The organism is Streptomyces sp. NPDC052036, assembly GCF_040680495.1.
Lineage (GTDB): Bacteria > Actinomycetota > Actinomycetes > Streptomycetales > Streptomycetaceae > Streptomyces.
On the sequence record NZ_JBFAWW010000024.1, the window covers coordinates 98,077 to 119,486 of the forward strand.

Here is a 21,410-nt window from a genome sequence, read left to right on the forward strand (position 1 = left end):
CGATGCGGGCCGGACGACGGGAATGGACGGGGCTGGCGGTCCTCGCGCTGCCGACCATGCTCATCGGCCTCGACATGAGCGTGCTGCATCTGGCAGCACCCGTGCTCAGCGAACGACTGCACCCGAGCGGCACGGAACTGCTCTGGATCGTCGACATCTACGGGTTCATGGTGGCCGGATTCCTCGCCACGATGGGGACTCTCGGTGACCGGATCGGCCGCCGCAGACTGCTTCTGACAGGGGCCGCCGCCTTCGCGGCGGCCTCCTTGCTCGCCGCCGGCTCGTCCAGCGTCGGGATGCTCATCACCTCGCGCGCGTTGCTCGGGGTCGCGGGGGCGACGCTGATGCCGTCGACCCTCTCCCTGATCAGCAACATGTTCCGTGACCCCGGGCAGCGGCGGTTGGCGGTCGCGGTGTGGATGACCAACTTCAGCATCGGCGCCATGGCCGGGCCGCTGGTCGGCGGGGTGCTTCTGGAGCACTTCTGGTACGGCTCGGTGTTCCTGCTCGGCGTGCCGGTGGGCGTCGTCCTGCTGATCGCCGGTCCGCTGCTGCTGCCCGAATACCGCGATCCGGAGGCCGGCCGCCTGGACCCGGCCAGCGTCGCGCTGTCCGTCACCACGGTGTTGCCGGTGGTCTACGGCTTCAAGGAGATCGCCCAGCACGGCCTGCACACCCTGCCGTTGCTGAGCCTCGCCGCCGGACTCTGCCTCGGTGCCGCCTTCGTACGCAGACAGCTGAGACTCCCCGACCCCATGCTCGACCTCCGGCTGTTCTCCCGCCCCGCGTTCGGGGTGTCGCTGGGCGGGCTGACCCTGGGGCTCTTCGCGGTGACCGGGACGCAGTTCCTGCTCCTGCAGTACTTCCAGCTCGTGCTGGGACTGACCCCGCCGGTGGCCGGGCTGTGGGCGCTGCCCGCGGTGGCGGCGGGCGTCGTGGGCGCGCTGCTGGCCCCGGCCGTGGCCGCCCGCACGGGCCCGCTACGGGTGATGGCGGGCGGCTTCCTGCTGTCCGTACCGGGGCTGGTACTGCTCACCCAGGTGGGCACCGCATCCGGGCCGTACCGCGCGGTCGTCGGCTTCGCCGTCATGTCCTTCGGCGTCCAGGCGGCCCTCGCCCTCACCAACGACGTGATCATCAGCAGCGCCCCACCCGCACGCGCGGGAAACGCCTCGGGCATCGGCGAGACCGGCGCGAACCTGGGCGAGGCACTGGGCGTGGCCGTCGCCGGTTCCGTCGCCGCCGCCGTGTACCGCGCGAAACTGGACGGCAGTTCCCTGCCGGACGGCATAGGACCCGATCGCACCGAGGCCGCCCGGGCGACGCTCGGCGGCGCCGCCGAGGTCGCCGGACAGCTGCCCGAACGCCTCGGCGCCGAACTCCTCGCACCCGCCCGAACGGCGTTCACGGACGGACTGCACGTGGCGGCGCTGCTCGACGTCGGTGTCGTGATGATGCTCGCAGCGGGCCACATGGCGCTTTTGCGCCGGGACGGGGCGCGGCGGGACCGGGGGGCGGCGGGAGCTCGAGGTTCTGCGGGGTGCGGGGATTCAGCGGGGTGTGGGGATTCCGCGGGGCTTGATCGGCAACTTCGGGAGGGGGAGGGGGAGATGGAGGTGGGGACAGGGGCGGGGACGGGGATGGAGATGGAAGGCGCTGGAAACCGTCCACGCCCAGTTCGGTGATGCCTGCGCAGAACCAGCTCCACACCATGCCGCTGGGCGTCTTCGGGGCGAGCAGGCCTGGGGCCAGCTCGTCCATCTCGTCCAGGAACACCCGCGCCACTGCCTCCTGGTCCTCCTCCACCGGACAGGGGTGCCAGCAGGCGTTGCCGTAGCGGTGGACGGCCTCAAGGATGCGCGTGCAGAGGATCGACGCGCGTGGTCGTCGTCATGTTCGCGCGCGGTTGCCGCGCCCGCGTACGCGGTGGACGAGGTCGGCGGCGGCTTCCGGCCAGTGGGGGTGGTCGAAGGTGAAGCCCGCCTTGAGCAGGCGGCCCGGGACGACACGGCGGCTCTTGAGCAGCAGTTCGGTGTCCGTGCGCAGTGCGAAGGCACCGAGTTCGGCCATCCGCTTCGTTGCGGGCAGGCCCACCGGGACACCCCAGGCGGTGCGCATCGAGCGCATGAGCAGGCGCTGCGGCACCGGGGCGGGCGCGGCGAGATTCACCGGCCCGTCCATGTCGTCCCGGTCGACCAGGAACTCCACCGCGCGGACGAAGTCATGGTCGTGGATCCACGACACGTACTGAGCACCGCCCGCCACCGGGCCGCCGAGGCCGAGCCGTGCCAGCCACAGCAGGACGTCGAAGACCCCTCCTCGATCGGGGCTCATCACCATCGCGGAGCGCAGGGCGACCTTGCGGGTGCCCGGGGTGACGGCCTTCTCCTGTTCCCGCTCCCAGGCCTTGGCGATGTCGATGCTGAAGGCCCAGTAGCCCGGTACGCCGGGTTCGGCTCCTCCGATGGCACCGGTCTCCTCGTCGTTGGGTGCGTCGAAGCGGTGGGCGTAGATCGTGGCCGTGCTCATCTGCAGCCAGACGCGGGGAGGGCGGGTGGCCGCGGCGATCGCCTCGCCCACGATCCGGGCGGAGTCCACGCGCGAGTCCATCATGGCCTGCAGATTGTCGGTGGTGTAGCGGCAGCTGACGCTGCGACCGGCCAGGTTCACCACGACGTCACTGCCGTCGAGTGTCTCGGCCCACGGGCCCAGGGTCTTTCCGTCCCACGGGACTTCACCCTGGTGCGCCGGCCGCCTGCTCAGCACCACGACCTCGTGTCCGGCGGCGGTCAGCGCGCGGTTCAGGATCGTACCCACCTGCCCGGTTCCCCCGGGTATCACGATCTTCATCCGACCTCTCCCCCTCAGTGGTGGAGACGAGCCTAGCCCAAATTTGAACACGTTCAAAACGATGGGCTGGGTTGGCTTCTGCTTGCCGGTGGCCGCGATGTGGCCCTACCGCGCGGATGGACCCCGTTCGCGTTGTCGAGCCGGGGCTTTTGCTCCGCTTGGTGTGGGAGCTGGTGGCCTCCGGTTCGACATGGCTCCGGGCGGAGCGCCCCTTGCCCGGCCCGCGGATGTGTGGTGCCGGTGGAGGAGGGGGCGGCCTCTGTCATGCGGAGGGGGTTCCTCCGGGGGCCGAGTCGAAGAGGTTTCCGTTTCGTTCGGCGTGGGTTGGCGGCCACCGTTCAACAAACCCCCGTTTGCCCGCACTTGTAGGGCGCAGACACCTGTCGAGTGTAGATGCGGAGCGTCACCATGGAGATGCGAAGGGTAAAACTCGGAGGGAGCGGGGAGCACGGTGGCTGCAGTACACGTATCACTCGGGGGACGACACTCGGCGCGCGCGTCGAAGAGGCGGAGGACACGGTGAAACAAGTGCCGGCGGCCCCACCGGCCCAGTGGGCTCCGGGGTCGGGATGAAGCCGCCGATCGGTTCGTACGCTGTCGACGTCCAGAGCGGGAGGGTGGGCGTGGTGATGGGGCACGAGGGACCGTACGTCCAGTTGCGACCGTACGGCGGGGGCAAGGAGTGGGACGTGGAGCCGGAGGCGGTGCGCCCCGCGACCCCGGCGGAGCGTCTGCGCGCCGCGACCGCGTACGCCAATGCCCGCAGCCGTGGCGAGGTGCCGTGACGGGCGGGTGCCCTGTCCGGAAACGGACCGGGGAGCCCGGGGCCCGTCCCCCGTAGGCGAGAATGGGGCCCATGAGTCTGTTCCGCGACGACGGCATCGTGCTGCGCACCCAGAAGCTGGGTGAGGCGGACCGGATCATCACGCTGCTCACGCGCGGTCACGGACGGGTACGGGCTGTGGCTCGCGGCGTGCGCCGTACCAAGTCGAAGTTCGGGGCCCGGCTGGAGCCCTTCTCGCATGTGGACGTGCAGTTCTTCGCGCGCGGCAGTGAGCTGGTGGGGCGCGGACTGCCGCTGTGCACGCAGAGCGAGACCATCGCTCCGTACGGGAGCGGGATCGTCGCGGACTACGCGCGCTACACCGCCGGGACCGCGATGCTGGAGACCGCCGAGCGGTTCACCGATCACGAGGGGGAGCCGGCGGTCCAGCAGTATCTGCTGCTCGTCGGGGGCCTGCGCACCCTCGCCCGGGGTGAGCACGCCCCGCATCTCGTCCTGGACGCCTTCCTGCTGCGCTCCCTCGCCGTCAACGGCTACGCGCCCAGCTTCAGCGGCTGCGCGAAGTGCGGTCTGCCCGGTCCGAACCGTTTCTTCTCGGTGGCCTCGGGTGGTGTCGTGTGCGTCGACTGCCGGGTGCCCGGCAGCGTCGTACCCTCACCCGGTGCCCTCGAACTGCTCGGCGCGCTGCTGACGGGAGACTGGGAGACCGCGGACGCGTGCGAGCCGCGGTACGTCCGGGAGGGCAGCGGACTGGTGTCGGCGTATCTGCACTGGCACCTGGAGCGCGGACTGCGCTCCCTTCGATACGTGGAACAGTAGACAGTCACAGCGACAGCAGATCGAGGAGCGAGAAGCACATGGCCGTACGCGGGTTCCTGGGGCGTCAGCGCCGCGAGTACATGACGCCGGAGCCGCACCCGTCCGGGGCTCGTCCGCCGAAGCTTCCGGGCGAGCTGGTCCCGGACCATGTGGCGATCGTGATGGACGGGAACGGCCGGTGGGCCAAGGAGCGCGGGCTGCCGCGCACCGAGGGGCACAAGGTCGGCGCCGAGCGGGTGCTGGACGTGCTGCAGGGCGCGATCGAGATGGGCGTCGGGAACATCTCGCTGTACGCGTTCTCCACCGAGAACTGGAAGCGCTCGCCGGAGGAGGTGCGCTTCCTCATGAACTTCAACCGTGACTTCATCCGCAAGACCCGCGACCAGCTCGACGAACTCGGCATCCGGGTGCGCTGGGTGGGCCGGATGCCCAAGCTGTGGAAGTCGGTGGCCAAGGAACTCCAGATCGCGCAGGAGCAGACCAAGGGCAACGACCGGCTCACGCTGTACTTCTGCATGAACTACGGCGGCCGTGCCGAGATCGCGGACGCGGCGCAGGCCATGGCCGAGGATGTGAAGGCGGGCCGGCTCGACCCCGCGAAGATCACGGAGAAGACCCTCGCGAAGTACCTCTACTATCCGGACATGCCGGATGTGGACCTGTTCCTGCGGCCGAGCGGCGAGCAGCGCACCTCCAACTATCTGATCTGGCAGAGCGCGTACGCCGAGATGGTCTTCCAGGACGTGCTGTGGCCGGATTTCGATCGCCGTGACCTGTGGCGTGCGTGCTTGGAGTTCGCCTCCCGCGACCGCCGCTTCGGCGGGGCGGTCCCGAACGAGGAACTGGTGGCCATGGAGCGGGACATGCGGGGCCGGCCGACCTCCTCGTAGCGCGACGGGGGCGGGCCGTCGACGGCGTCGGAGCGCTTCCTCGGGCGGGGAGCCCGAGAATGGGCCGTGCGCGTGTGCGATTAAGATCGTGAGCGACCGCTCGATCCTACGGGAGTTCCGTGTGTTCGCTTTCGTGATTCCTGCGCACAACGAGGAGGCCACGGTCGCCACGATCGTCGGCCAGGCCCTGGCGGCCGCGCAGCCCGGCGACCGTGTGCTGGTCGTGGACAGCGGGTCGACCGACGACACGGCCCGGCAGGCACGCGAGGCCGGTGCGGAGGTGCTCAGCGGCCCGCTCGGCAAGGGCGCGGCCATGCAACTGGCCGTGTCGGCGGTGGACAGCGAGTGGACGTGCTTCCTCGACGCCGACCTCGTCTCGTCGGACCGGAACGTCGCCGCGGTGCTCCGCGAGACCGCGGCCGGTGGCACGGCGGACCATGTGGTCGGCGACTACGAGTACGACTATCCGGGCACTATCCTGGCGTCCACGTTCACCATCTACGAACCGCTCACCGCCCGGTTCTTCCCGGAGGTCGGCTTCCACGGGGCCAACGCCCTCACGGGGTACCGCGCCGTCCGCACCCGTCTCCTGCGCGCTGCCCCGCTGCCGCGGGACTTCGGTGTCGAGACCTTCCTCAACATCTCTCTCGCTCTGGCCGGCGGGCAGGTGAACGTGTGTCATCTCGGTGTCATCGGCAGCCGCTTCCGCTTCCACGGGGGCTCGATGGCGACCGAGATAGGCACCCGGATCCTGGACATGGCCGAGACCCATGGACGCCTGGACCCGGCCGACCGGCCGGAGTGGGAGGAGTGGCTCCACGTCGGGGTCGCCGCCATCGCGCCGAACACGGGGGACCAGGGCCGTTCGGCCGTGCTGGCCCGGCTGTTCAGCACGGTCCGCAGGCCGATGCCGAAGGACGGCCCGTCGGTGCCGGTTCACCTCACCAGCCGGTCCGGGGTCTGAGAACCGGCGGCCGTGACGACCGGGAGCCGGGGCCCCGCGGCACCAGGCCCCGGCGTCGCGGCTCAGTCCGTGCAGCAGTCCGCGCAGGTGCCGAAGATCTCCACCGTGTGGGCGACGTTGACATAGCCGTGCTCCGCGGCGATGGCCTCCGCCCACTTCTCCACCGCCGGGCCCTCGACCTCGACGGCCTTGCCGCAGACGCGGCAGACGAGATGGTGGTGGTGCTCGCCCATCGAGCAGCGGCGGTAGACCGACTCGCCGTCGGAGGTGCGCAGGACGTCGACCTCGCCGGCGTCCGCGAGGGACTGCAGGGTGCGGTAGACCGTGGTGAGTCCGACGGAGTCACCCTTGTGCTTGAGCATGTCGTGGAGTTCCTGCGCGCTGCGGAACTCCTCGACCTCGTCGAGTGCCGCAGCCACGGCGGCACGCTGGCGGGTGGATCGTCCCCGTACAGGCTGGCCGGCGGTCGTCACCGTTGCCTCCTTCTTGATGGCTCGCTCGCCTGCGGGGCGCTTCGAGCCGGTACCGGCGCGCCCCTTCGGCTCTCTCACGGCTCACGTCTGCGCCCTGCCGGGCCCATTGTGCCAGCCCGGGCCGTGAGCGGTCAGACTCCGACCTCGTCGGTCGCCTCCCGGTTGGCCGGAATTGCACACTCCAGTGGGTCCGAGGCGGACCGCGCGGCGGCGAGTTCCCGCGCGCGTCGCCGGGCGAGCGGAGTCGCCACAGCGGTGAGCGCGATGAACGCGGCGATCGTCAGCAGCACGATCGTCGCGCCGGGCGGCACGTCCTGGTAGTACGAGGTGATCGTGCCGCCGAGCGTCACGGTCACACCGATGGCGATCGCGATCGCGAAGGTCGCCGCGAAGCTGCGGCCGAGCTGCTGTGCCGCCGCCACCGGGACCACCATCAGGGCGGACACCAGCAGCAGACCGACCACGCGCATCGCGACCGTCACGGTCACCGCCGCCGTGATCGCCGTCAGCAGGTTCAGCGCCCGCACCGGCAGGCCCGTCACCCGGGCGAACTCCTCGTCCTGGCTGACCGCGAAGAGCTGGCGGCGCAGACCGAGGGTGACCAGGACGACGAAGGCGGCGAGCAGGCAGATCGCGACGACGTCCGAGGAGGAGACCGTGGACAGCGATCCGAACAGGTACGACGTCAGGTTGGCGTTGGAGCCGCCCGGCGCGAGGTTGATGAACATCACGCCGCCGGCCATGCCGCCGTAGAACAGCATCGCGAGGGCGATGTCGCCACGCGTCCTGCCGTACCAGCGGATCAGCTCCATCAGGACCGAGCCGAGGACCGAGACGGCGGTCGCCATCCACACCGGGGACGTGGACAGCAGGAAGCCGAGGCCGACGCCGGTCATGGCCACATGGCCGATGCCGTCGCCCATCAGGGCCTGGCGGCGCTGCACGAGGTAGATCCCGACGGCCGGCGCGGTGATGCCGACCAGGACGGCCGCGAGCAGGGCCCGCTGCATGAAGGCGTAGTTCAGGAAGTCCATCAGCTCAGCAGTCCCGTACGGATCGGTTCGGCGCCCGCCGCGTCGTGCGGGTGTACATGGTCGTGGCCGGGCAGAGCGTGCTGGCCCACGGCCCTCGGGGGCGGCCCGTCGTGCAGGACGCAGCCGTCGCGCAGGACGACCGCCCGGTCGATCAGGGGCTCCAGGGGCCCGAGTTCGTGCAGCACCAGCAGCACGGTCGCGCCGGAGGCCACCTGTCCCTCCAGGGTCCGCGCGAGCACCTCCTGGCTCGCCAGGTCGACGCCCGCCATCGGCTCGTCCATGATCAGCAGTTCGGGCTCGGAGGCGAGGGCGCGGGCGATCAGCACCCGCTGGTGCTGGCCGCCGGAGAGCGCGTCGACGGAGTCCTTGGCCCGGTCCGCCATGCCGACCAGTTCCAGGGCGCGTCGCACGGCCTCGTGGTCGGCCCGGCGCAGGACGCCGAAGCGGGCCCGGGAGAGCCGGCCGGAGGAGACCACCTCGGTCACCGTGGCGGGCACGCCGCCCGCGGCCGTGGTGCGCTGCGGCACGTAGCCGATGCGCCGCCAGTCGCGGAAGGCGCGGCGCGGGGTGCCGAACAGCTCGATCTCGCCGGCGCTCGGCGGCACCTGGCCGATGATGCTGCGCACCGCCGTCGACTTGCCCGATCCGTTCGCGCCGAGCAGCGCGACGACCTCACCGCGCTGCACGGTCAGGTCGATGCCGCGCAGGACGGGGCGTGAACCCAGGTCGGCGCGCACGCCGCGCAGGCGTATGACGGGCTCGCTCATTGCCGCACCCTCCGGTGTCACTTGGCCTCCAGGGCTGTCTGCAGGGCTTTGAGGTTGGACTGCATGACCTGGAAGTAGTCGTTGCCGCGGGACTTGGCGGTGATGCCCTCGAGCGGGTCGAGGACGTCCGTCTTCAGGTTCGCGTCCTGGGCGACGGTCTTCGCGGTCTTGTCGCTGACGAGCGTCTCGTAGAAGACCGTGGAGACGCCGTCGGCCTTCGCGATGCTCTCGAGTTGCCGCACCCGCGCGGCGCTGGGCTCGGACTCGGGGTCCAGGCCGTTGATGGCCTCCTCGGTGAGGCCGTAGCGCTCGGCGAGGTAGCCGAAGGCGGCGTGGGTGGTGATGAAGACCTTGCTCTTGGTGTTCTTCAGACCTGTCGCGTACTGCTGGTCGAGGTCGTCGAGCCTCTTGACCAGGGCCGCCGTGTTCTTCGCGTAGTCCGCCGCGTGCTTGGGGTCGGCCTTCTCGAAGGCCTTGCCGACGCCCTGGGCGACCTGGGCGTAGCGCACCGGGTCGAGCCAGATGTGGGGGTCCTTGCCGCCGGATTCCTCGCCCTGGTGCGTGTCGTGCGCGGCCGCGTGGCCGCCGACCTCGTTGCCGTGCTCCTCCTCCGTGGTCAGGGAGGCGGCGTCGATCTTCGTCTTGATCTCGGACTGGGCGATCGCGTCGTCGACGGAGGGCTGGAGGTTCTTGAGGTAGAGCACCGCGTCGGACTCCTGGAGCTGCGCGGTCTGCCGGGCGCTGATCTCCAGGTCGTGCGGCTCCTGGCCGGGCTGGGTGAGACTGGTGACGTGGACGTGCTTCCCGCCGATCTGCTCGGCGAGGAAGGCCATCGGATAGAACGACGCGACGACGTCGAATTTCCCGGTGTTGCCGGCGGCACTGGTGGAGGAGCAGGCGGAGAGGGCTCCGAGGCCCAGTGCGGTGACGGCGGCGACCGCGGTCCCGGGTATGAGGCGTCGACCTATGTTCATGACAGTCATTTTCAACAAATATGGAAACCGTTGTCAACAATCGTCGGGTAACGGCTCGGTACACCCGGGGACCCGCTCCAGGTGCCCTACCGATTTGATTGGAGGGGAGCCCCCGCCGGTAACCTGAAGCATTCGCTCTGAAGCAATGCTCTGAAGCAGTCGCTTCGTCGCCCGTCGTCGTAATGAAGAGAGCACCGTGGCCGCCGACAAGATCGACACCATCGTCAGCCTGAGCAAGCGCCGTGGCTTCGTATTCCCTTGCAGCGAGATCTACGGCGGTCAGCGTGCCGCCTGGGACTACGGACCGCTGGGTGTCGAGCTCAAGGAGAACATCAAGCGCCAGTGGTGGCGCTACATGGTCACGTCCCGCGAGGACGTCGTCGGTATCGACTCGTCGGTGATCCTGGCGACCGAGGTCTGGGTGGCCTCCGGTCACGTCGCCACCTTCACCGACCCGCTCACCGAGTGCACCTCCTGTCACAAGCGCTTTCGCGCCGACCACCTGGAGGAGGCATACGAGGCCAAGCACGGCCGCCTGCCGGAGAACGGCCTCTCGGACATCAACTGCCCGAACTGCGGCAACAAGGGCATGTTCACCGAGCCCAAGCAGTTCTCGGGTCTGCTCTCCACCCACCTCGGCCCGACGCAGGACAGCGGCTCGATCGCCTACCTGCGCCCGGAGACCGCGCAGGGCATCTTCACCAACTTCGCCCAGGTCCAGCAGACCTCGCGCCGCAAGCCGCCGTTCGGCATCGCGCAGATGGGCAAGTCGTTCCGCAACGAGATCACGCCGGGCAACTTCATCTTCCGCACCCGTGAGTTCGAGCAGATGGAGATGGAGTTCTTCGTCAAGCCGGGCGAGGACGAGAAGTGGCAGGAGTACTGGATGGAGCAGCGCTGGAGCTGGTACACCGGCCTGGGTCTCCGTGAGGAGAACATGCGCTGGTACGAGCACCCGAAGGAGAAGCTCTCCCACTACTCCAAGCGCACCGCCGACATCGAGTACCGCTTCCAGTTCGGCGGCAACGAGTGGGGCGAGCTGGAGGGTGTCGCCAACCGCACCGACTACGACCTCGGCGCCCACGCCAAGGCCTCGGGCCAGGACCTGTCGTACTTCGACCAGGAGGCCGGCGAGCGCTGGACCCCGTACGTCATCGAGCCCGCGGCGGGTGTCGGCCGCACCATGCTGGCGTTCCTGCTGGACGCCTACGTCGAGGACGAGGCCCCGAACGCCAAGGGCAAGATGGAGAAGCGCACGGTGCTGCGCCTGGACCACCGCCTGGCGCCGGTGAAGGTCGCGGTCCTGCCGCTGTCCCGCAACCCGGAGCTGTCCCCGAAGGCCAAGGGGCTCGCCCAGGCGCTGCGCGCGCACTGGAACATCGAGTTCGACGACGCGGGCGCCATCGGCCGCCGCTACCGCCGCCAGGACGAGATCGGCACGCCGTACTGCGTCACGGTCGACTTCGACACGCTCGAGGACAACGCGGTGACGGTGCGTGAGCGGGACTCGATGAAGCAGGAGCGCGTCTCGCTGGACCAGATCGAGGGCTACCTCGCGAGCCGTCTGATCGGCTGCTGAGCGCGGGCCCGCACGGGCCGGCCAGCGCTCCGCGCCGGGCCGCGGACGTCAAGCCCCCGGTTCCCCTGTGCGGGAACCGGGGGCTTCGTCGTCCCTTTTCGAGGCGTCCGGGCCCGGCGGAGTCAGCGGCCCTGGAGCGCCTTGACGTTGTCGCCGAACGTCCAGTTCTTCGAGCCGTCCCAGTTGATCGACCAGGTCATCAGGCCCTTCAGGCCCGTGCCGTAGTGCTTCCACGCCTGGGAGACCAGGGACGGTGACATATAGCCGCCGCCCGCTCCGGACTGGGCGGGCAGACCCGGGACCTGCTTGTCGTACGGCACCTTGACCGTCGTGCCCTGGATGGTCAGGCCCTTGTTCAGGCAGTCCGTCTGCGCCACGAAGCCCGCCACCGTGCCCGCCGCGTAGGAGTCGCCGGAGCAGCCGTACATGCTGCCGTTGTAGTACTGCATGTTGAGCCACCACAGCCGGCCGTTGTCCGCGTACTTCTTGATGATCGGCAGGTACGCGCCCCAGATCGAGCCGTAGGTGATGCTGCCGCCGGTGACGTACGCCGTCTCCGGGGCCATCGTCAGGCCGAAGTTCGACGGCATCCGGGCCAGTATCCCGTCGATGATGCGGATCAGGTTGGCCTGGGACGCGGACGGCTGGCCGATGTTCCCGCTGCCGACCAGGCCCGTCTCGATGTCGATGTCGATGCCGTCGAAGTTGTACGTCTTCAGGATCGGGACGATCGTCGAGACGAACCGGTCCGCGACGGCCGTCGAGCTGAGATCGATGCCGGCCGTCGCCCCGCCGATGGACAGCAGGATCGTCTGCCCGGCCGCCTTGGCCGCGCACATCTCCGCCGGGGTCGCCACCTTCACCCCCGTGTCCATGCCGTCCTCCCACAGCGCGGTGCCGTCGGAGCGGATGACCGGGAACGCCGCGTTGATCACGTTGTAGCCGTGGGCGGCGATACGGGAGTCGGTGATCGGGGTCCAGCCGAAGGGCGGGTGGACCCCGTTCGAGGAGCCGTCCCAGTTCTCCCAGTAGCCCTGCAGGACCTTGCCGGAGGGGCGGGACTTCAGGGCGCAGGTGTCGGCCGCAGACGCGGCGGGGGCGGTCGCGACCGAGAGCGGGGCGAGGACCGCCGCCGTCAGGGCGGCGGCGAGCAGGCGAAGCCTGTTGCGGATCATGCGGGCCTCCCGGTGGGGGTGCGGTGAGGTGTCGTAGGCATGACAGTGCGTTGGTCCAGACCTCTCGTCAATAGGTCTGGACCAGATTGGGGGGCCGTGACGGGCGGTGAGTAAAGGGCGGCGGGTGGCGGATAGCGCGTGACGGTCGACGCCTGGCAGACGGGTGACAGATGACAGCTGACAGATATTGAAAACTGTCAGCTGTCATGCCATGCTGGACGCATGCTCGACGAGAACCAGGGAGATTTCATGCACACCCTTCAGCTCGGGACCAGCGGCCCCGAGGTCTCCGCCCTCGGCCTCGGCTGCATGGGCATGTCCGCCCTCTACGGCGACGCCGACCGGGCCGAGTCCATCGCCACCGTCCACGCGGCCCTGGAAGCGGGTGTCACCCTGCTGGACACCGGCGACTTCTACGCCATGGGCCACAACGAGATGCTCATCGGCGAGGCCCTGCGCGCCGCCCCCGCCGCGCGCCGCGAACAGGCGCTGGTCAGCGTCAAGTTCGGCGCCCTCCGCGACCCCGACGGAGGCTGGACCGGGTACGACGGCCGCCCCGCCGCCGTCAAGAACTTCGCGGCGTACTCGCTCCAGCGCCTCGGCGTCGACCACATCGACGTCTACCGCATCGCCCGCCTCGACCCCGACGTCCCGATCGAGGAGACGGTCGGCGCGATCGCCGAACTTGTCGAGAAGGGGTACGTCCGCCACATCGGTCTCAGCGAGGTCGGCGCCGACACCGTCCGCCGGGCCGCCGCCACCGCCCCGATCGCGGACCTCCAGATCGAGTACTCGCTGATCTCGCGCGGCATCGAGGACCGCATCCTGCCCACCGCCGGCGAGCTGGGCATCGGCATCACCGCCTACGGAGTGCTCTCCCGCGGCCTGATCTCCGGCCACTTCACCCGCGACCGGCAGCTCGGCACCAACGACTTCCGCGCCTTCTCGCCCCGCTTCCAGGGCGCGAACCTCGACCACAACCTCGGTCTGGTCGAGGCGCTGCGCAAGATCGCCGAGCAGAAGGGCGTGAGCGTCGCACAGCTCGCGATCGCCTGGGTGCTCTCGCGGGGCCCGCGGCACGGCGCGACCATCGTGCCGCTGATCGGCGCCCGCACCCGGGACCGGCTGGCCGAGGCGCTCGGCGCCCTCGACGTGACCCTGGACGAGACGGACCTGGCCGCCATCGAAGCGGCCGTGCCGGCGGACGCGGCGGCCGGCGCCCGCTACCCCGAGATGCAGATGTCGCACCTCGACAGCGAGCGCTGACCATGCCGCCGGGTACGGTCTGAGTCATGTCACCGACCACCGAGACCCTGACCGCCGAGCGCATCCTCGAAGCGACCGAGGAGGTGCTGCGCCGCCATGGTCCGGCCAAGGCCACCGTGGTGGACGTGGCCCGCGCGCTCGGGGTCAGCCACGGCAGCGTGTACCGCCACTTCCGTACCAAGGCGGCGCTGCGTGAGGCGGTCACCCAGCGGTGGCTGGACCGCGCGTCCGGCAGGCTCGCCGGCATCGCCGCGCGGGACAGCGATCCGGAGGCGCGGCTGCGCGACTGGCTGTCGGCCCTGTTCGAGGCCAAGCGGCACAAGGCGGGCGACGACCCGGAACTGTTCGCCACGTTCTCCGTGCTGACCGAGGAGAACAGCCGGGTGGTGGACCAGCACATCGCGGACCTGCTCGCCCAGCTCACGGAGATCCTCCGGGACGGTGCCGCCCGCGGCGTGTTCACGACGGCCCACGACCCGGCGGTCACGGCCCGGGCGGTCTTCGACGCGACGGGACGCTTCCACGACCCCTACTACGCGGGGGAGTGGGGGCGTCCCGGGATCCAGACGGAGTTCGACGCGGTGGTGGACCTGCTGCTGCGCGGGCTGCGTGCGGCGGGCCCTTCGCAGCTCTAAGAGCTGCGAACATGGGCGCAGCTCTAAGCCACGCAGAACTCATTGCCCTCCGGGTCCCGCATCACCCACCAGTGGCCGGCCGGCCCCTTGTCCCGCTCCTCGACGCGGGTGGCGCCCAGCGACTCCAGGCGCGCCACCGTGGCGTCACGGGCCTGTGGACCCGCGTGCACATCCAGGTGCAGGCGGTTCTTCGTCGCCTTGGGCTCGGGGACGTCCTGGAAGAGGATGCGCCGGCCTCGGCCGATGCCCGTCTCCTCGTCGTAGGGGTCATCGGGGTGCCGGATCGCCGCGAAGCCCCTGAAGACGCGGACGCCGTTGTGCTCGGCGACCGCCGCCGCCGGCAGCCCGCCCGCCGCCAGCAGGCGGTCGATCAGCGCGCTGTTGTCCTCCACCGTGTATCCCAGCGCCGCCGCCCAGAAGTCGGCCAGGGCGGGGGCGTTGCTCGTGTCGACGACCAGTTTCCAGTCCAGTGTCGTTGCCATAGGAGCAGTTCTACTGTGGATCCAGCGTCGCCTGGTGGGCTTCCGTGAGATGTTCCTCGGCCTTCAGCCATGGCAGGAACTGCGCGTTCCTGCGCCAGCCGCAGGTGTCGCAGCTGATGGTGCGCTGCATCCCGGCCCGTTGCACCCGCACCACGTGCTCGCGTCCGTGCCGGTCCCAGCGGCTGACCTTGCTCGTGTTGATCTGCAACATGACGCCTCCAGGGAGTACCTGTCCGCTCGCGCAGCAAGGAGTGTGCAGCAATCGGAAGATCAACGGTTGCGGATGGGCGCTTTCATACGGCGAGTTGGCGGGCCGGCCGCCTGCCGGTCACCGCCCGGACGGGACGGAGACCACGACGCGCTCACGCGCATGCGGCACGACCGTCGCCCGCCGCATGATTGGCTGCCCGTGTGGCTGAAGACCTGGAGATCGTCGCATTCGCATCCGCCGAGGCCTTCGAGGAGTGGCTCGGCGAGCGGCACGCATCCTCGGCCGGTGTGTGGCTGAAAATCAGGAAGAAGACGCCGGGAGTGGTGGCCCTCGACTACGCCCAGGCGCTCGACGTGGCGCTGTGCTTCGGCTGGATCGACGGGCAGAAGAAGAAGCTCGACGACGAGAACTGGCTTCAGCGCTTCACTCCGCGCACGCGCACGAGCAAGTGGTCCAAGATCAATCGGGACAAGGCGGAGGCCTTGATCGAGCAGGGACGGATGCGTCCCGCGGGGCTGGCCGAGGTGGAGCGCGCCAAGGCGGACGGTCGCTGGGACGCCGCCTACGACGGTGCGCGGACGGCGTCGGTCCCGGAGGACCTCGCCCGCGCCCTGGCGGCCGACCCGGCCGCGGCGGAGTTCTTCGCCACCCTGGACAGCAGGAACCGCTTCGCGGTCCTGCACCGTGTCCAGGACGCCAAGAAGCCCGAGACGAGGGTGCGCAGAATCGAGAAGTACGTGGCGATGCTCGCCGAAGGGAAGAAGATCTACTCCTGAGGAGCGGCGGCGCTCAAGGCCTCGCCGCCCCCCGGATCCGCGTCTGTCCGGCGGATCCGGGGGCGACAGGGCCACGCGACTGATCGGCCCCGGGTGAACGGGGCCCGGTGCGTCCGGCCGCGAGGAGCGGGAGGGTGTCGCAGGGCTGGTGCTGCGACCGGAGAGGTCCACCGGCTCGCGACTCCCCCGGCCTGGCGGCTGGGAGCTGCCCTCAGGCACGGCACCTCGCCGCGTTGTCGCATCACCCGCGTACATGCAGTACGCGGGCGACGCTCCGCCTTGCGATGCTCCCCCACTGCCCGAAAGGCGTGGGGGCACCCCCAGCACCGGACGCCGCGAGCTTCGGCAAAACCTTTCCGGCCACAGCGCTAGCTGATCGTGCGCGGCAGCCGCAGGCTCAGCGCCACCGTCAGGGCGATCCCCGTCAGTTGGACCAGGAGCGTGGTCACCAGTGCGTCCCGCATGCCCCAGCCGGGCACCAGGGACAGGAACAGGGAGCCGAGCGTCGCCACGCCCAGCGCCAGCGCCGACTGCTGGGTGGTGATCATGACACCGCCGCCGACACCCGCCCGGGCCGGCGGCACCTCGGACAGGATGATCCTCAGCAGGATCGGGAGCTGGAGCGCCTGACCCGCACCGGCCACCGCCGCGCCCGGCAGCAGTTCCACCGTGCCCAGATGGGGCCAGGAGTGCCACGCGGCCAGCGCCATCAGCGCCACGCCGACCCCCTGGACCAGCCCGCCGGCCGTCACCACCCGGGTGCCGAAGCGGGCCACCAGCCGGGGCCCGCAGAGCGAAACCGTGAAGAACGCCGCCGCCATCGGCGTGAGCGCGAGACCCGCCGGGACCGGACCGAGCCCGGCACCGCGCTGCAGTGCCACCGCGATCACGAACATGAACCCGCTGAAGCCGAGCGAGAACGGCACCAGCAGGACCAGCCCACGCCGCAACGAGGTGAGCGCGAGCAGGCTCGGCGGCACCAGCGGCGTACGGCCCTGCCGGTCCGCCCGGCGCTCCACCGCGTAGAACGCCCAGGTCGCGAAGGGGAACGCGGCCAGCGAGAGCCAGGTCCACAGCGGCCAGCCCGTCGCCCGGCCCTCGGTGAGCGGGGCGAGCAGCGTCAGCAGCGAGACCGCGAGCAGCACGGTGCCGGGACCGTCCACCGGCTCGGGGCGCTGCGAGCGGGTCTCGGGGACCGCCCGCACGGCCAGGACCAGGCCGACGATCACGACCGGGACGTTGACGAGGAACACCGAGCGCCAGCCGGTGCCCGCGATGTCCGCGGCCACGAGCACACCGCCGAGGATCTGTCCGGCGACCATGGAGAGTCCGGCGGTCGCGCCGTACAGGCTCATCGCCCGGGCGCGCCGCTGTCCGCTGGTCGCCGCCTGGATGGTGGCGAGCACCTGCGGGAGCATCGCCGCGGACGCCGCGCCCTGGGCGGCGCGCGCCGCGACCAGCGTCCAGGCGTTCGGGGCGAGCCCGCAGGCCAGCGAGGTGACCCCGAAGGCCGCCATCCCGGCGAGGAAGAACTCGCGCCGGCCGAAGAGGTCGCCCAGCCTGCCGCCGAGGACGAGCAGCACGGCGTACGCCAGTCCGTACCCGGAGACGACGAGTTCGAGGACGGGCTCGCTCGCGTGCAGGTCCCCGCCGATCGTCGGGAGGGCGACGTTGACGATGAAGAAGTCGATGAGGGGCAGTGCCGCGCCCAGCAGCACCGTGAACAGTCCGAGCCCGCCCAGCTGGGGTGTCGTCACCGGGGAGCGGACGGTACGGGAAGTCAGAGTCTCGGTCACGTCATCGAGCCTGCGGCAACTCTCAGCGTGGTACCAGAGTCCCCTTATCCTGGTAGCAGCGCTACCTGGCAACAGGGTCCGGTGGGCGGCAGGCTGGAGGCATGGCGACCATGGTGCAGCAGACGGCGGCGGTCCGGGAGACCGCCGGTCAGGACGACGTGCGGGCGATGCCCGCTTCCGACATCCGCCGGTCCGAGCTGGCCGCCTTCCTGCGCCACCGCCGTGAGCACCTCACCCCTGAGCAGGTCGGGCTGCCCCACGGCCGTCGCCGGCGCACCCCGGGGCTGCGCCGCGAGGAGGTCGCCCAGCTCTCCGCGGTCGGCGTCACCTGGTACACCTGGCTGGAACAGGCCCGGGACATCCAGGTCTCCGTCCAGGTCCTCGACGCCCTCGCCCGTGCGCTGCTGCTCGACGTGAGCGAGCGGGCGCATCTGTTCAATCTGGCCGGGGCCATCGACCCCGCGCCCGGCGCGCACTGCCCGTCCGTCACCGAGGCCCAGCGGGCCCTGCTGGAGCAGCTGGAGCCGATTCCGGCCTGCATCCAGAACAGCCGGTACGACATCCTCGCCCACAACCGGACCTACGGGCTGCTGCTGTGCGACCTCGACGCGATCGCGCCGGCCGACCGCAACTGCATGGTGCTCTGCTACACCAACCCCGACTGGCAGGCGTCGATCGTGCTGCTGGAGGAGACCATGCGGCTGATGGCCGCCAAGTTCCGTGCCGCGATGGCCGGTCATCTCGGCGAGCCCGCCTGGAAGATGCTGCTCAAGCGGCTGTCGGCGGAGTCCGCCGCGTTCCGTGAGGCGTGGGAGCGGCACGAGGTGGTGAGTGCCCGCAGCAAGCGCAAGCAGTTCCGCAACGCCCATGTGGGCCTGCTGACGCTGGACCACACGGACCTGTGGCTGGGGCCGCACGACGGGCCCCGGATGGTGACGTACGCGCCCGCCGACGCCGGGTCCCGTGCGGGACTCGAACGGCTGCTCTCCGTCGCTCTGGAGCGGGAACGGGAGCGGGTCGCGGTCTAGCCGGGGCGGCGCGCGCCCCCTGCGGGGCGGGCGGTCACGAGGCGCTCACTCCGGCTGCCTCGCGCACCTCGGCCGCCTGGAGCCGCTCCGCCGTGCGGTCCGCCGTCCGGCGGCCCCAGCGGCCCGTGGTCAGGGCGCCCAGAGACAGCACCGCGACACCGCACACGGTGAGGACCCACCAGCCGGGGCGGGCGGCGGAGACGAAGGTGTCCCTGTACGACCCGGAGCTCACCCCCGCGGCCAGCAGCGCGCCGACCACCGCGACGCCGAGGGTCTGGCCGAGCTGGCGGCTGGTGGAGGCGACGGCGGCGGCGACACCGGCCTGGGCGCGCGGCATACCGGAGACGGCGGTGTTGGTGATGGGGGCGTTGACGAAGCCGAAGCCGATGCCGAACAGGACGTAGCCGATGAACAGCGTGACGTTCGACGTCTCCGCCTCGAACGCCGCGAACAGCACGGCGCTCGCGGTCATCGCGCAGCCCGCGATCAGCAGCGGCAGCCGTGGCCCGCGGCTGCCGACCAGACGGCCGGACAGGGGCGCGCACAGGAAGGTCGGGGCCGCCATCGGGAGCATCCACAGACCCGCGTGCAGGGCGTCCAGGCCCCGTACGTTCTGCAGATACAGGGTGGACAGGAAGAGGAAGCCGCCCAGGGCCGAGAACGCGCTGATGGCGATCACAGTGGCCCCGCTGAACGGTGCCGAGCGGAAGAACCGCAGGTCGATGAGCGGTTCGGCGCGTCGGGGCTCGTACCAGAGCAGGGCGAGCAGGGCCACGAGCGCGAGGGCGGCGAAGGGCACGACACGGGTGGCGCCGGCGTCCGGGGCCTCGATGATCGCGTAGGTCAGCGAGCCGAACAGGGCGATGACGAGCAGTTGGCCGGCCGGGTCGGGGCGGCGGGCCTTGGGCGCCCGGGACTCGGGGATGAAGCGCAGGGTGAGCAGGAGCGCGGCGAGGCCCACCGGCAGGTTGACCCAGAAGATCGAGCGCCAGCCGACCGACTCCACCAGCAGCCCGCCGACCAGCGGGCCCGCGGCCATCGATATGCCGACGACGGCACCCCACACACCGATCGCGCGGGCTCGCTCCCGGGCGTCGGTGAAGGTGTTGGTGATGATCGACATGGCGACCGGGTTGAGCATCGAGCCGCCGATCGCCTGCACCATGCGGAACACGATCAGCAGTTCCAGGTTCGGGGCGAGGGAGCACAGCAGCGAGCCGACGCTGAACACGACGAGGCCCGCCATGAAGACGCGCTTGCGGCCGATCCGGTCGGCTGTGGAGCCCGCCAGCATCAGCAGCGAGGCCAGGACGAGGGTGTAGGCGTCGATGGTCCACTGAAGCCCCGACGTGGTCGCGTGCAGTTCGTGCTGCATCGAGGGCAGGGCGACGTTCAGGACGGTGTTGTCGAGGCTCACGATCAGCAGGCTCATACAGCAGATCGCGAGCACCAGCAGACGCCGGCGGTGGCTCAGCTCGGGCATGGGACCATCGTACGACCATTTCGATAGTGCGGTTAACTAATGACCGAGACACCGTGACCCGGTCACCGGGCCACCCGTGCCGGGTACCCGTCGGCGTGCGTGACAATGGGGAAATGCCCATGTCCACGATGACCCCGACGAACCCGATGACCTCGGCGGATCCGACGACCCCGACGAACCCTGCGGACCCGAAGGGCTCGGTGACCTCGGCGAGCCCGACGGACTCCGCGGTGCGGGTCGGCCCGCACGCCCTCCGGGCGCCCGTCGTGCTCGCGCCCATGGCCGGGATCACCAACGCGCCGTTCCGCACGCTGTGCCGGGAGTTCAGCGGTGGCAAGGGCCTGTTCGTGAGCGAGATGATCACGAGCCGGGCGCTGGTCGAGCGCAACGACAAGACCATGCAGCTGATCAAGTTCGACGCCGGCGAGCAGCCGCGCTCGATCCAGCTGTACGGCGTCGACCCGGCGACCGTCGGCAAGGCCGCCCGCATGATCGCGGAGGAGGGCCTGGCCGACCATATCGACCTGAACTTCGGCTGCCCGGTGCCCAAGGTGACCCGCAAGGGCGGCGGTGCCGCGCTGCCGTACAAGCGGAACCTGCTGCGGGCGATCCTGCGCGAGACCGTCAGCGGGGCCGGTGACCTCCCGGTCACGATGAAGATGCGCAAGGGCATCGACGACGACCACCTCACCTACCTGGACGCCGGCCGGATCGCCGTCGAGGAGGGTGTGCAAGCCATCGCGCTGCACGGGCGCACCAGCGCACAGCACTACGGCGGCACGGCGGACTGGGACGCGATCGCGCGGCTGAAGGAGCATGTGCCGGAGATCCCGGTCCTCGGCAACGGCGATGTCTGGTCGGCCGAGGACGCGCTGCGCATGGTGCGCGAGACGGGCTGCGACGGGGTCGTGGTCGGCCGCGGCTGCCTGGGGCGGCCATGGCTGTTCGCGGACCTGGTGGCGGCCTTCGAGGGGCGGACCGGGGAGCTGGCGCGGCCGGCCCTGCGCGAGGTGGCCGACGTCATGGTCCGGCACGCCACCCTGCTCGGCGAGTGGCTCGGCGACGAGTCGCGCGGAGTCATCGACTTCCGCAAGCACGTGGCCTGGTATCTGAAGGGCTTCTCGGTCGGCTCGGAGATGCGCAAGCGGCTCGCGATCACCTCCTCGCTCCAGGAGCTGCGGGCCGGTCTCGACGAGCTGGACCTCGACCAGGCCTGGCCGGTCGGCGCCGACGGGCCGCGCGGCCGGACGTCCGGCAACAGCCGTGTGGTGCTGCCGGACGGCTGGCTGAAGGACCCGTACGACTGCTCGGGCATCAGCGAGGACGCGGAGCTGGACACCTCCGGGGGCTGACGCCGGGGCCGGACTCCGTGGGCTGAAGCCCTGAGGGGGCTGAACCCGCACCGGACGGTGCGGGTTCAGCCC

The 21,410-nt window shown here is 70.6% G+C and carries 21 protein-coding genes; 11 read left to right on the forward strand and 10 right to left on the reverse strand.

The window, feature by feature from the left end:
* Nucleotides 1-2 precede the first annotated feature (2 nt).
* Nucleotides 3-1,685 (forward strand): MFS transporter, encoded by a 1,683-nt coding sequence (locus AB0L95_RS28430; RefSeq protein ID WP_365166100.1) that lies wholly within the window; start codon nucleotides 3-5, stop codon nucleotides 1,683-1,685.
* A 205-nt stretch (nucleotides 1,686-1,890) separates the two neighbouring features.
* Here AB0L95_RS28430 and AB0L95_RS28435 read toward each other — a convergent pair whose 3' ends face one another.
* A complete protein-coding gene (locus AB0L95_RS28435) occupies nucleotides 1,891-2,850 on the reverse strand; it encodes a TIGR01777 family oxidoreductase (protein WP_365166103.1) in 960 nt (319 codons plus the stop codon).
* Between the two features lie 569 nt (nucleotides 2,851-3,419).
* Between AB0L95_RS28435 and AB0L95_RS28440 the strand changes: the two genes are divergently transcribed.
* The 4 genes from AB0L95_RS28440 (at nucleotide 3,420) to AB0L95_RS28455 (ending at nucleotide 6,307) form a co-directional block, all read left to right on the forward strand.
* Nucleotides 3,420-3,635, forward strand: a complete 216-nt coding sequence (locus AB0L95_RS28440; protein WP_365166106.1) for a hypothetical protein — start codon at nucleotides 3,420-3,422, stop codon at nucleotides 3,633-3,635.
* Between the two features lie 71 nt (nucleotides 3,636-3,706).
* A complete protein-coding gene (recO, locus tag AB0L95_RS28445; RefSeq protein ID WP_365166108.1) occupies nucleotides 3,707-4,453 on the forward strand; it encodes a DNA repair protein RecO in 747 nt (248 codons plus the stop codon).
* Between the two features lie 38 nt (nucleotides 4,454-4,491).
* Nucleotides 4,492-5,343 carry an isoprenyl transferase gene (locus AB0L95_RS28450; RefSeq protein WP_365166111.1) on the forward strand — a complete coding sequence of 284 codons (852 nt, stop codon included), beginning with the start codon at nucleotides 4,492-4,494 and terminating at the stop codon, nucleotides 5,341-5,343.
* A gap of 88 nt (nucleotides 5,344-5,431) precedes the next feature.
* Nucleotides 5,432-6,307 carry a glycosyltransferase gene (locus AB0L95_RS28455; RefSeq protein WP_365166113.1) on the forward strand — a complete coding sequence of 292 codons (876 nt, stop codon included), beginning with the start codon at nucleotides 5,432-5,434 and terminating at the stop codon, nucleotides 6,305-6,307.
* A gap of 62 nt (nucleotides 6,308-6,369) precedes the next feature.
* Here AB0L95_RS28455 and AB0L95_RS28460 read toward each other — a convergent pair whose 3' ends face one another.
* The 4 genes from AB0L95_RS28460 to AB0L95_RS28475 all read right to left on the reverse strand — a co-directional run bounded on the left by AB0L95_RS28460 (nucleotide 6,370) and on the right by AB0L95_RS28475 (nucleotide 9,555).
* Nucleotides 6,370-6,780 (reverse strand): transcriptional repressor, encoded by a 411-nt coding sequence (locus AB0L95_RS28460; RefSeq protein WP_365166115.1) that lies wholly within the window; start codon nucleotides 6,778-6,780, stop codon nucleotides 6,370-6,372.
* 131 nt (nucleotides 6,781-6,911) lie between these two features.
* Nucleotides 6,912-7,814: a metal ABC transporter permease gene (locus AB0L95_RS28465; RefSeq protein ID WP_365166117.1), complete on the reverse strand. Its 903-nt coding sequence runs from the start codon at nucleotides 7,812-7,814 to the stop codon at nucleotides 6,912-6,914.
* A complete protein-coding gene (locus AB0L95_RS28470; RefSeq protein WP_365166119.1) occupies nucleotides 7,814-8,581 on the reverse strand; it encodes a metal ABC transporter ATP-binding protein in 768 nt (255 codons plus the stop codon). Before AB0L95_RS28470 ends, AB0L95_RS28465 begins: the two co-directional genes overlap by 1 nt.
* 17 nt (nucleotides 8,582-8,598) lie before the next feature.
* Entirely contained in the window at nucleotides 8,599-9,555 is a 957-nt protein-coding gene (locus AB0L95_RS28475; RefSeq protein WP_365166121.1) for a zinc ABC transporter substrate-binding protein, read from the reverse strand.
* A gap of 196 nt (nucleotides 9,556-9,751) precedes the next feature.
* Here AB0L95_RS28475 and AB0L95_RS28480 point away from each other — a divergent pair, with 196 nt between their 5' ends.
* On the forward strand, nucleotides 9,752-11,134 hold the full coding sequence (locus AB0L95_RS28480) for a glycine--tRNA ligase (RefSeq protein ID WP_365166124.1): 1,383 nt from the start codon (nucleotides 9,752-9,754) through the stop codon (nucleotides 11,132-11,134).
* 122 nt (nucleotides 11,135-11,256) lie between these two features.
* Here AB0L95_RS28480 and AB0L95_RS28485 read toward each other — a convergent pair whose 3' ends face one another.
* Nucleotides 11,257-12,309, reverse strand: coding sequence for a chitinase (locus AB0L95_RS28485; protein ID WP_365166126.1), 1,053 nt, complete (start codon nucleotides 12,307-12,309; stop codon nucleotides 11,257-11,259).
* A gap of 222 nt (nucleotides 12,310-12,531) precedes the next feature.
* On the opposite strand from AB0L95_RS28485, the gene AB0L95_RS28490 reads away from it, so the two are divergent.
* Both AB0L95_RS28490 and AB0L95_RS28495 read left to right on the forward strand, forming a co-directional pair.
* Complete coding sequence (locus AB0L95_RS28490) at nucleotides 12,532-13,575, forward strand: aldo/keto reductase (RefSeq protein WP_365166129.1); 1,044 nt, start codon at nucleotides 12,532-12,534, stop codon at nucleotides 13,573-13,575.
* A 26-nt stretch (nucleotides 13,576-13,601) separates the two neighbouring features.
* The gene (locus tag AB0L95_RS28495) at nucleotides 13,602-14,210 is read left to right on the forward strand and encodes a TetR family transcriptional regulator (protein ID WP_365166132.1); all 609 of its coding nucleotides are present in this window, start codon (nucleotides 13,602-13,604) and stop codon (nucleotides 14,208-14,210) included.
* Between the two features lie 23 nt (nucleotides 14,211-14,233).
* Here the strand turns inward: AB0L95_RS28495 and AB0L95_RS28500 are convergent, their stop codons facing one another.
* Nucleotides 14,234-14,692 carry a VOC family protein gene (locus AB0L95_RS28500; RefSeq protein ID WP_365166135.1) on the reverse strand — a complete coding sequence of 153 codons (459 nt, stop codon included), beginning with the start codon at nucleotides 14,690-14,692 and terminating at the stop codon, nucleotides 14,234-14,236.
* Nucleotides 14,693-14,702: 10 nt separating this feature from the next.
* Nucleotides 14,703-14,903: a hypothetical protein gene (locus AB0L95_RS28505; protein ID WP_365166138.1), complete on the reverse strand. Its 201-nt coding sequence runs from the start codon at nucleotides 14,901-14,903 to the stop codon at nucleotides 14,703-14,705.
* 200 nt (nucleotides 14,904-15,103) lie between these two features.
* On the opposite strand from AB0L95_RS28505, the gene AB0L95_RS28510 reads away from it, so the two are divergent.
* The gene (locus AB0L95_RS28510; RefSeq protein WP_365166141.1) at nucleotides 15,104-15,679 is read left to right on the forward strand and encodes a YdeI/OmpD-associated family protein; all 576 of its coding nucleotides are present in this window, start codon (nucleotides 15,104-15,106) and stop codon (nucleotides 15,677-15,679) included.
* A gap of 368 nt (nucleotides 15,680-16,047) precedes the next feature.
* Here AB0L95_RS28510 and AB0L95_RS28515 read toward each other — a convergent pair whose 3' ends face one another.
* Complete coding sequence (locus AB0L95_RS28515; RefSeq protein WP_365166144.1) at nucleotides 16,048-17,475, reverse strand: MFS transporter; 1,428 nt, start codon at nucleotides 17,473-17,475, stop codon at nucleotides 16,048-16,050.
* Between the two features lie 167 nt (nucleotides 17,476-17,642).
* On the opposite strand from AB0L95_RS28515, the gene AB0L95_RS28520 reads away from it, so the two are divergent.
* On the forward strand, nucleotides 17,643-18,503 hold the full coding sequence (locus AB0L95_RS28520) for a helix-turn-helix domain-containing protein (RefSeq protein WP_365166159.1): 861 nt from the start codon (nucleotides 17,643-17,645) through the stop codon (nucleotides 18,501-18,503).
* A gap of 34 nt (nucleotides 18,504-18,537) precedes the next feature.
* On the opposite strand, the gene AB0L95_RS28525 is transcribed toward AB0L95_RS28520, so the two are convergent.
* Nucleotides 18,538-19,986, reverse strand: a complete 1,449-nt coding sequence (locus AB0L95_RS28525; protein ID WP_365166147.1) for an MFS transporter — start codon at nucleotides 19,984-19,986, stop codon at nucleotides 18,538-18,540.
* A 146-nt stretch (nucleotides 19,987-20,132) separates the two neighbouring features.
* Here AB0L95_RS28525 and dusB point away from each other — a divergent pair, with 146 nt between their 5' ends.
* Nucleotides 20,133-21,338 carry a tRNA dihydrouridine synthase DusB gene (gene dusB, locus AB0L95_RS28530; protein WP_365166161.1) on the forward strand — a complete coding sequence of 402 codons (1,206 nt, stop codon included), beginning with the start codon at nucleotides 20,133-20,135 and terminating at the stop codon, nucleotides 21,336-21,338.
* Nucleotides 21,339-21,410 lie beyond the last annotated feature (72 nt).